Consider the following 9,390-nt stretch of genomic DNA (forward strand, 5'->3'; position numbering starts at 1 on the left):
CCCGTAGGCGAATTTTATAGTGATGCCCTGACCACCAATGGGCAATCAACCGGCTGGGCTCCCGATTCCTCGAGGGTCTCGATCAAGTGCCGGGCAGCCTTGCGACCGATCTCGTAGTACGGCAGTTGCACCGTGGTCAGCGGCGGGATGAACAGTTCGGCAATACCGATCATGTTGTCGTAACCGAGCACGGCGACATCGTTGGGAATTTTCAGGCCGCGGCCCAACAACAGCTGATAGGCGCAAAACGCGATGCGGTCGTTGCCACAGATCAGAATATCGAATTGGGGGCGACCATCAATGATATGCCGGTCGAGGATGGCGGCGGTTTCACCATAGGCGTCATGATCGGAAAGGTCGTATTGCAGGATCACGTCAGGCGCCAGTCCGAATGCCTTGCAGGCACGCTGCATGCCTTTTTGTCGGAGCCCCCAGGCCAGGCTCTGTTTTGGCAGATTGATACAAAGAGGGCGCCGATAGCCTTGGCTCAACGCATGATGTACCGCTCGATACTGCCCCGTTTCGTCGTCTGGCACATAACTCACCAGGCGACTGTCATCGGCCATGCAATTGGCGAGTACCAGGGGTTTGCTCTTCAAGCGCTCGGGAATACTCACGTGGCGAAACCCCATAGCGCTGAAGATCAACCCGTCGGGACGGTGCGATAGCATCAGGTCAATATTCTGGTCGGTGGGCGGGTTGCTTAGCAGGTTGAGGATAAAGACATTCCAGCCGGCTTGTTGCGCAGTCTGTTCGATGGACAGCAGCAACTCGACCGCGAACGGTGTGGTCGCGGTGTCCAGCGCGAACACACCGATGGTGCGCGACTGGAGGTTGTCGCCGCGCATCTTGCGCGCCGACAGGCTCGGTACGAATTGCAGTTCATCAATGGCGAGACGTACCCGCTGAAGGGTTTCGGGGCTCAGTTTTTCCGGATTGTTGAGCGCTCGAGAAACCGTCATCAGGGACACGCCGGCCAGCTGTGCAACGTCTTTCACTGAAGTCATGCGTGGCGAAACCGGTCAGGTTGACGCAGGATCATGACACATGACCCGCGCTTCTCGCGACTCGAATGAGGCTGCTCATAGCCATCCCGAGGCGAGAGACCATGCCCTGGAAATCGAGACACGCCCGCCAGTCCCGCTTGCAAGAAGCTTTACACCCAGACTCTCGCGTTGTGGGTAGATGCGACTGCTGAGGCTGAAGCGCCCGTTTTCGTCGAACACCTCAATGGACGAGCGATCGAGGAACACACGCAATGACAGTAACGCTTGTGTCGGATCTATCGCCACGCTGCGCTGACCGGTGACTTGCGCACCCGAGCGGCTGCGGTCAAGCACCAGGCGCTGCAGCGCCGCATCGTAGTAGAGCAGGGTTTGTTCATCGCCATCGTCGCTGCAGCGCAACGCGATTCCCAAGTGGCCGTCGGTGCAACCGAGTAAATCCAGGTTCACATGGATTTCGAGCATATCGCCGTTCACTCCCGGCACCCACTGGGCTCCCGACGCCTCCCACCACGGCGAGCTCGGCAATAGCGTCTTGCGCAGAGCGGTGAGCTCCCGTGCCGGAAACACGCAAAGGCGATCTGCGCACAGTTCAAGTTCGCGTGGCAATCCGAGCATGCCGCACCAGTGATGGGCCTGGCTCGGCATCGGGCTTTCCCACATGTCGAGCCATGCCCACACAAGGCGCCGACCATCGGCGGCCAATAGCGTTTGCGCTGCATAGAAATCGTGGCCGTTATCCAGTTCGATAAAAGGTCCACCCATGAAGCGCCAGTCGCTGTCGAGTCGACCCACTCGGTAACCGGTCTGGTACTTGTTGAGCCGTTCGTAACCTTGCGAAGACATGCCTTGGGGGGAGTACAGCAGCACATCGCTTCCGTTCAGTCGGAACAGATCCGGGCACTCCCACATATAGCCATCGCCCTCGCTGCCACCGGACACATAGTCAAGGAACTCCCAGACGTGCAGATCCTTGGAGCGGTACAGCGGGAGCACCGGCCTATCGCCCAGACGTGCGCCGGCAATGAGGTACCAATAGTCATCCTCCTTCCATACCTTGGGGTCACGAAAGTGCATGATTGCGTCTTGTGGCGCGGTCCCGATGACGGCGCCATGCTTGACGAACCGGACGCCGTCGATGCTGGTGGCCAGGCACTGGACCTGACGGATTAAGCGCTCGTCACCCACTTCCCCCAGCCAGGTGTGCCCCGTGTAGATCAGCGCCAGGGTATCTCCGCACACCACCGCACTACCGGAAAAGCAGCCGTCACGGTCGAATTCATTGTCGGGTGCCAGCGCAATGGGCAGGTGCTGCCAATGAACCAGATCGGCACTCTTGGCGTGCCCCCAATACATCGGACCCCATTTCGCTTCGAAGGGGTAATGTTGATAGAAAACGTGATATTCGCCACGAAAGAACACGACCCCGTTAGGGTCGTTCATCCAGCCTGTCGGGGGGGCGAGATGATAACCGGGGCGATAATCCTCGATGACGCGAGACAGGCCGTCACTCAGAGCACGCTGCGCAAGGTCAAGGGAAGAAGGCATTGGATCGCTCATGTGATTCGAAGACAAGGTCATAGGGCACGTGCTCGGACTGAGCGCAGAGAGACATCATTCGGCAGGTTTTCCATGGCGTGTGGGTGGCGCTCCAATGCCGTGCCGTCGTCGTCGAACAGGTGCAGGTTGTCGATGTCCAGCTGCAGTTCGACCCGATCGCCCACCTGCCATCCGGCGCTGACCTCACAACGACAGATCAGTGGCTCGTCCTGCCCTGTTTCGAGGTGCACATACGTTTCGCTGCCCAGGTATTCGACCCCGCTCACGACGATCCCGACGGCTCCATCAGCTTTTTTGAGCGAAATGTGCTCCGGGCGAATCCCTAGGCTCAACAACGTCCCCGCTGTCAGGTTCGAGCTGTCGAAGGGCAGGGTGGCCATACCCAAAACGGTGGTGTCGACCTCGCTTGTTTCGCCCGGAGCATGCAGGCGCGCCGCCATAAAGTTCATTTTGGGTGAACCGAGAAAACCAGCCACAAAGCGGCTCGCCGGGCGCTCATAGAGATCGCGCGGTGAGCCGACCTGCTCTACGCGACCGCCATTGAGCACAACAATTTTGTCGGCCAGGGTCATCGCTTCCACTTGATCGTGGGTGACGTAGATCATGGTCGAGCCCAGTCGATCATGCAGCCGGGCGATTTCGTTGCGCATCTGCACCCGCAAGGAGGCATCCAGATTGGAAAGCGGCTCATCGAACAACAAGATGTCCGGTTCGCGCGCCATGGCTCTGCCCATTGCCACACGCTGACGCTGCCCTCCAGAGAGTTCTTTTGGCTTGCGTTGCAGCAGTTTGTCCAACTGAAGGATTTGCGCTGTTTTCAGCACGCGCTCGCGCAAGCTGCTCTTTTCAGTCTTGGCCAGTTTGAGACCAAAGCTGATGTTGTCGTAGACGCTCATGTGCGGGTACAGCGCATAAGACTGAAACACCATGCCGACGCCACGCTCGCGCGGTTCCAGGTCGTTGACCCGTCGCCCGTCGATCAGCAGGTCGCCGCCGCAGATCGAATCCAGTCCGGCGATCAGTCGCAGCAGGGTCGACTTTCCGCAGCCCGAAGGGCCAACGAACACTACGAATTCACCCACCGCAACTTCCAGGCTGACGTCGCGCAGAATCCGCATACCGCCCAATTGTTTGTTTACATTGTCTAGCTTCAATTTGATCACGATGCTGTTCCTTGTAATTGTCGGGCATCAACCCTTTAACGCGCCGGCAGTGAGACCGGAAACGATACGGCGCTGGAAGATCAGCACCAGAATCACCAACGGGACGGTGACCACCACCGAGGCGGCCATTAACAACCCCCAAGGCAACTCATGAGGGCTGCCGCCGGAAATCAAGGCGATGGCGACCGGCACCGTGCGTTGTGTGTCGGTGAGGGTGAAGGTCAGGGCAAACAGGAACTCGTTCCACGCTGCGATAAAGGCCAATAAGCCAGTGGTGACCAGTGCAGGCCAGAGCAGCGGCAACAACACGCGGGTCAGCGTGACCCAGGGCGAAGCGCCATCCATGATTGCCGCTTCTTCCAGTTCATGGGGCAGTTGGCCCATGAACGTGGTCAGCACCCAGACGGTGAAGGGCAGGGTGAAAATCGTGTAGCTCAGGATCAACGCCCAGGACGTGTTGTACAGGCCCAGGGCGCGGATCACTTCGAACAGCCCCGACAGCACCGCGACCTGGGGAAACATCGACACGCCGAGAACCATCATCAATACCGTGCCACGCCCACGGAACTTCACCCGTCCCAAGGCATAGGCGGCGGTCACACTGAGGAACAGCGCCAGCGTCACCACGCTAAGTGCAACCACCAGCGAGTTACCGATAGCTCGCAGGAATGAGGCTTGGTGAAGTACCGCTGCGTAATTGGAGAAGTCAGGGTTTTCGATCCAGTAGCTCACTTGGAACAAGGCACTGGACGGCTTTAGCGAGGTCACGATGGCGTAATAGAAAGGGAAGACCGCATACAGCAGCAAAACCCCGATCAGACACCAGAATCCGAGGCGCAACAGCGCTTTTTTCAGTAGACGCAGGCTCATGATCGAACCTCCATTTGACGGCGCCCGAGGTAGAGGTAAAGCATGGCGATCACTGCAACGACCAGAAACAGCAGCGTCGAGGCCGCGCTGCCATAACCAACGTCCTGGAACTCCACCAGGTGCTGGCGGGCATAGACCGACATGCTCATGGTGCTCGAAGAGTTCGAGGTCAGCACATAGATGACGTCGAATACCCGCAGGGAATCGAGGATGCGGAAGATAGCCGCCACCAACAATGCAGGCATCAACAGTGGAAGTGTGACGCGCCAGAACACTCTCAGTGGATGAATGCCATCGACCCTGGCGGCTTCGTAACAATCGCTCGGCAACATCTGCAAGGCCGCCAGCATCAGTAGCGTGACAAAAGGTACGGTCTTCCAGACGTCGACGATGATGACCGCCCACATCGACAGATCCGCATCGGCTGTCCAGGCCAAGGGGGCATCAATCAGACCGACGCTCAGCATCATGTGATTGATGATGCCGAACTGGTCGTTGAGCATCCATGACCAGATCTTCGCCGAGACAATGGTAGGAATCGCCCAAGGAATCAGAATCAGCGCTCGCACCAAAGAACGGCCGGTGAACTTGATGTTCAACAGCAACGCCACCAGTAGCCCCAGGACGACTTCCAGTCCCACCGACACTACGGTGAAATGCAAGGTGTTGCGCACAGCGTTCCACCATTGAGGATCAACCAGGATGCCCGACCAGTTGGAGCCGTTGTGGAACAGATAATTGCTCAGGCCTATGAAGGATCCACCACGGGTGTCCGCCAGGTTGGCATCGGTCAGGCTGAACCAGAATGTTCGCAGTAACGGCCAGGCGGCCACCAGGGCCAGACACAACAACATCGGTGTCAGAAACAGCCAGGCGGCGCGTACTCGGCGACGCTGTACAGGCGTTTCCCTGGTGAGCAGGCGCTCGTCACAGGGGGCATGGATAGTAGAGACAGACATGGTGATTTCCTTCCTTGTGGCTTACCAGTTCCGGCGTTTGATGCGCGTGAGTTCGCTTTCCAGTTCAGCCAGCGCCTGATCGACAGGCAACTCGCCCGCCAGCACGCCATGCACTCGATCGAAGAACGCATTGGAGACCCGTGGATAGCGATCGGCGGTTATTGAGGCGGGGCGCATGACCCCTTGGTTAAGAATGCTGAGGAGTTGACTGTAATAAGGCATGGCCGCGAGCAACTCGGGATCTTGATAAAGCGACTCGATAACCGGGTTATAGCCGCCGACCAAAGCTCGCTGTTTTTGCTGCTGGGCACTGGTCAGGAAGGTCACCAGTTCTGCGGCAAGTTTTGGATGGGCGCTGTAACGCGATACCGCCAGACCCCAGCCACCGAGGGTGGAGGCATGGGTGCCGGACATGCCGCCTCGGGGCAGGGGAGCGACGCCGACCTTATCTTTTACGGCACTGTCCTGGCTTTGTACCAGGGCCCAGACATAAGGCCAGTTACGCATGAACAACGCATTTCCCGACTGGAATACGCCGCGCCCTTCTTCCTCGGTGTAGTTGAGTACGCCACGCGGGGAGATGTCTCCTACCCAGCTTTTCGCCAGGGCCAAAGCAGTTCTTGAGGCCTGACTGTTGACCACGATATCTCCTCGAGAGTTGACCAGTCCGCCTTCCGGTTGGCTGCTAATCCACTCCAGCGCATTACATGTCAGCCCCTCGTAAGCGCGCCCCTGAAAGATGTAACCCCATGCATTGGGGTTCCCGGCAGTGCGCTCTGCCTGTTGAACATCCCTGGCGGTAGCGGTCATTTCCTCCCAGGTCTGGGGAACCTGCTTGGCGTACTTCTCAAGCAAATCCTTGCGGTAATACAGCAGGCCCGAGTCGGTGAACCACGGCTTCGTCACCAGCCGTCCATTCACTGTGGCGTTATCCACCTGTGCCTGGAAGTAACCGTGAGTGGCGTTGGCGGGCAGCACCTCGCGCAGATCCATCAGGTGTTTGGCCAGCATCCCCGGCCACACCATATCGATTTGAATGATGTCGATGTCAGTGGACTGAGCACTGAGGATCTGTTGGTAGAACGACAACCTCTCGGTCGCCGAGTTGGGCGTGGAAACCACCTCAACGTTGTTGCCCGTCTGTTTCGACCATGCCTCGACAGCCTCCTTGCACAGTTGTAATTCCGCACCCACTGCACCGCAAGAGATCGTCAAATCGGCCGCGCTCGAGACGGATGAAAGTCCGGCACAGAGGGTGATTAATGCTGCTGGCAGGAGAGATTTCAGATGTTTCATTGAGCACCCTTTATTTTTGTTTTTAGAGAAGTTAACGTTAACATCGCCAAATGTAGCAGCGTATTTGCGATGAGGCATCCTTTTTTTCGTTAATTACGGCAATTCGCAACGTACGTAAAAAGGGCCGGTCGCGGGAACTAAACAATAAAAACAAACAGGGAATCCACAATGCAGAAAGCATCAAGCTGGCTACTCGCAGGTGTGCTCGGCACCTCGGCGGCGACTTCTCAGGCCGCGACTCTGGAAGAACGCATGGCCGCGTTTGAAGCCCGTGCCGCCGCAGCGGAAAAGCGCGCAACCGCAGCCGAACAGGTAACCCAGGCACTCGCCAGGGAATTGCAGCAGATCAAGCTCGCCACTCCCGCCTCGCAACCCGTTGCGTCCACTGCGACAACCATTGCGGCGCCCAATTTGGACACCCGGCTGGCAAAACTCGAAGCCCGTCAGCAAAGCATGGAGAAAGAAAGCAGTACCGCACCCCTCACTGACGGGTTCAGCTTCAAGGGCTATGCCCGTTCCGGATTGCTGATCAACGATGGGCTGGGTGGTGGTCGTGGAGGACCTTATACAACCCCGGCCGGTTCAGTCGGTGGCGCCGTCGGGCGACTCGGCAATGAAGACGACACCTACATGCGCATCGACCTGTCGAAAGAGGCCTATGCGCAGAACGGCACCCATTCCAAATTCACGGTTTCCATCGCCGATGGTGTGGAAAGCTCCAATGACTGGACGGCCGACGAGAGCAACCTGAACGTGCGTCAGGTCTTTACCGAACTCGATCATCTCGCTGCATTCAAGGGTAATTCAGTGTTCGAGAACTCCACCTTGTGGGCAGGTAAGCGCTTTGATCGAGATAACTTCGATATCCACTGGCTGGACTCGGACGTTATCTATCTGGCTGGTACCGGGGGTGGAATCTACGATGTGCAGATGAACAAGAATTGGCGCTCGAATTACTCTTTGATCGGGCGTAACTACGGGGATTTCAGTGAAGGCGGCATCAATGCCGATGTGGAAAGCTACATCCTGACCTCCAACCAGTTCTTCGACAGTGGTCAGTGGCAGTGGATGTTCAATGCCATTGGCTCAAAGAAAAATGACATTGGCACTCGCAGCAATGAAGCAGGTGTGGCGCCTGCGGATTCTGGCTTGCACAGCATGCTGGCCAATCACCAGAAAACCTTTTTCGGCAGAGAAGGCTTCTTCAAAACCGCGCTGCTCTATGGGCAAGGGCTGGGGGCAGAGGTCAAGAACGTCGGCTCGGATGGTGAGCTGATTGACGATGCCCGCGCTCTACGTCTGGCACTTTACGGCGAGACTCCCATTGCGCCTGGTTGGCGCATCGGTCCCAGCGTGTTGGCCGAACAAAGCAAGGATAGATACGTCAAGGGTGACAATTACCGCTGGATGACCCTGAACATGCGTTTGGCCAATGAAATCAACAGCAATTTCGAGATGGCCTACGAAATGAGCTGGCAAACCATGAACCTCGACCCGAAGGGTTATCTACAACGTAATGCGGTCGACGGTAACTTCTGGAAATTCACGATCGCCCCGACATTCAAACCTGACGTTGGAGACCTGCTCACACGTCCTGAACTGCGTGTGTTCGCAAGCTTCATGAATTGGTCTTCGGATCTGGACAGATACAGTGCCTCAGACTCCTTCGGCAAGACGGACTTCAACGCCGGAGGTGTATGGCAATACGGTATACAAATGGAAACCTGGTTTTAATGTTTGAACGCGTCGTCCAACACGCCTTCAGCTCATCGATCCCACCGTCAGCCGGGCATCGAAGTATCGTGGCTGATCATTGGTGCGTGTTCGATTAGCAACCTGAGCCGGCCCTGTGAACGTTTTGCGCACAAAAGAGGAGGAGGGTGAAGCGTGTTCTTGATCTGCTGATTTGTTCACCGCGAACCTCCATTACTGTCGAGTCGGCTCCAGGCTGCCCGGGAACGGATTCTCCTTAGCGCCCGGGCGAATCATTGTGCGAACGATCTGGAGTTGCGTATCTGTCAGGCTGCGGAAAATGTGCCGTTTCAGCTTTGCCGATTCGGGCGACCAAATTATCGGCTTGACGGCCGCTTTGGAGCCAGATGGCGTAACCGTCCAGTAGAGCCAGAATCGACTCGAAGTGGCAGCGGCAGCCCAGGATTGCGTCATCAATATTGAAGTTACTCGCGTGTAGATGTGCCGCTGTAGTGTTGTAAGCGCGGTAACTAAGCTGGAGTTGAACATAGATGAACGGGATAGCATGGGCACCGGCGCCGCATCTCCAGTCTGCATGAGCAGCGATACGCGCTGACCTGAAGAGAAACGGCATTAGTGACTCGCCATGAACACGAAGCACATGGCCCGTTAAGGGAGTGGACGTCAAGAGTCAGTGGCTTAGACAGATCATGAACATATCTACCATGACACATGATTTAACATAATATACATTATGCGTACCCTTGGATGCGAAGCCTGGGAGCTACTGTTGATCATTTGCGCCCAGGCTGGTCGACCAATACCGGCGTCAGAAAAAGAACGAGC

At 57.1% G+C, this 9,390-nt stretch carries 7 protein-coding genes; 1 reads left to right on the forward strand and 6 read right to left on the reverse strand.

What is annotated here, in order from left to right; translation table 11 throughout:
• Positions 1-14 precede the first annotated feature (14 nt).
• The 6 genes from ACIQV9_RS16730 to ACIQV9_RS16755 all read right to left on the reverse strand — a co-directional run bounded on the left by ACIQV9_RS16730 (position 15) and on the right by ACIQV9_RS16755 (position 6,852).
• Positions 15-1,007 carry a LacI family DNA-binding transcriptional regulator gene (locus tag ACIQV9_RS16730; protein WP_403103480.1) on the reverse strand — a complete coding sequence of 331 codons (993 nt, stop codon included), beginning with the start codon at positions 1,005-1,007 and terminating at the stop codon, positions 15-17.
• 75 nt (positions 1,008-1,082) lie between these two features.
• Positions 1,083-2,585, reverse strand: coding sequence for a glycoside hydrolase family 32 protein (locus ACIQV9_RS16735; RefSeq protein WP_403103482.1), 1,503 nt, complete (start codon positions 2,583-2,585; stop codon positions 1,083-1,085).
• Positions 2,582-3,727 (reverse strand): ABC transporter ATP-binding protein, encoded by a 1,146-nt coding sequence (locus ACIQV9_RS16740; RefSeq protein ID WP_403103485.1) that lies wholly within the window; start codon positions 3,725-3,727, stop codon positions 2,582-2,584. The genes ACIQV9_RS16735 and ACIQV9_RS16740 overlap by 4 nt, the downstream gene beginning before the upstream one ends.
• Before the next feature lie 27 nt (positions 3,728-3,754).
• Positions 3,755-4,597 carry a carbohydrate ABC transporter permease gene (locus tag ACIQV9_RS16745; RefSeq protein WP_403103488.1) on the reverse strand — a complete coding sequence of 281 codons (843 nt, stop codon included), beginning with the start codon at positions 4,595-4,597 and terminating at the stop codon, positions 3,755-3,757.
• Positions 4,594-5,556: a carbohydrate ABC transporter permease gene (locus tag ACIQV9_RS16750; RefSeq protein ID WP_403103490.1), complete on the reverse strand. Its 963-nt coding sequence runs from the start codon at positions 5,554-5,556 to the stop codon at positions 4,594-4,596. Before ACIQV9_RS16750 ends, ACIQV9_RS16745 begins: the two co-directional genes overlap by 4 nt.
• A 21-nt stretch (positions 5,557-5,577) precedes the next feature.
• Positions 5,578-6,852 carry an ABC transporter substrate-binding protein gene (locus tag ACIQV9_RS16755; protein WP_403103683.1) on the reverse strand — a complete coding sequence of 425 codons (1,275 nt, stop codon included), beginning with the start codon at positions 6,850-6,852 and terminating at the stop codon, positions 5,578-5,580.
• Positions 6,853-7,020: 168 nt separating this feature from the next.
• Here ACIQV9_RS16755 and ACIQV9_RS16760 point away from each other — a divergent pair, with 168 nt between their 5' ends.
• Positions 7,021-8,586, forward strand: coding sequence for a carbohydrate porin (locus ACIQV9_RS16760; RefSeq protein WP_403103493.1), 1,566 nt, complete (start codon positions 7,021-7,023; stop codon positions 8,584-8,586).
• Positions 8,587-9,390: the final 804 nt, after the last annotated feature.

The sequence above is a fragment of the Pseudomonas sp. NPDC099000 genome (genome assembly GCF_044759925.1).
Taxonomy (GTDB): domain Bacteria; phylum Pseudomonadota; class Gammaproteobacteria; order Pseudomonadales; family Pseudomonadaceae; genus Aquipseudomonas.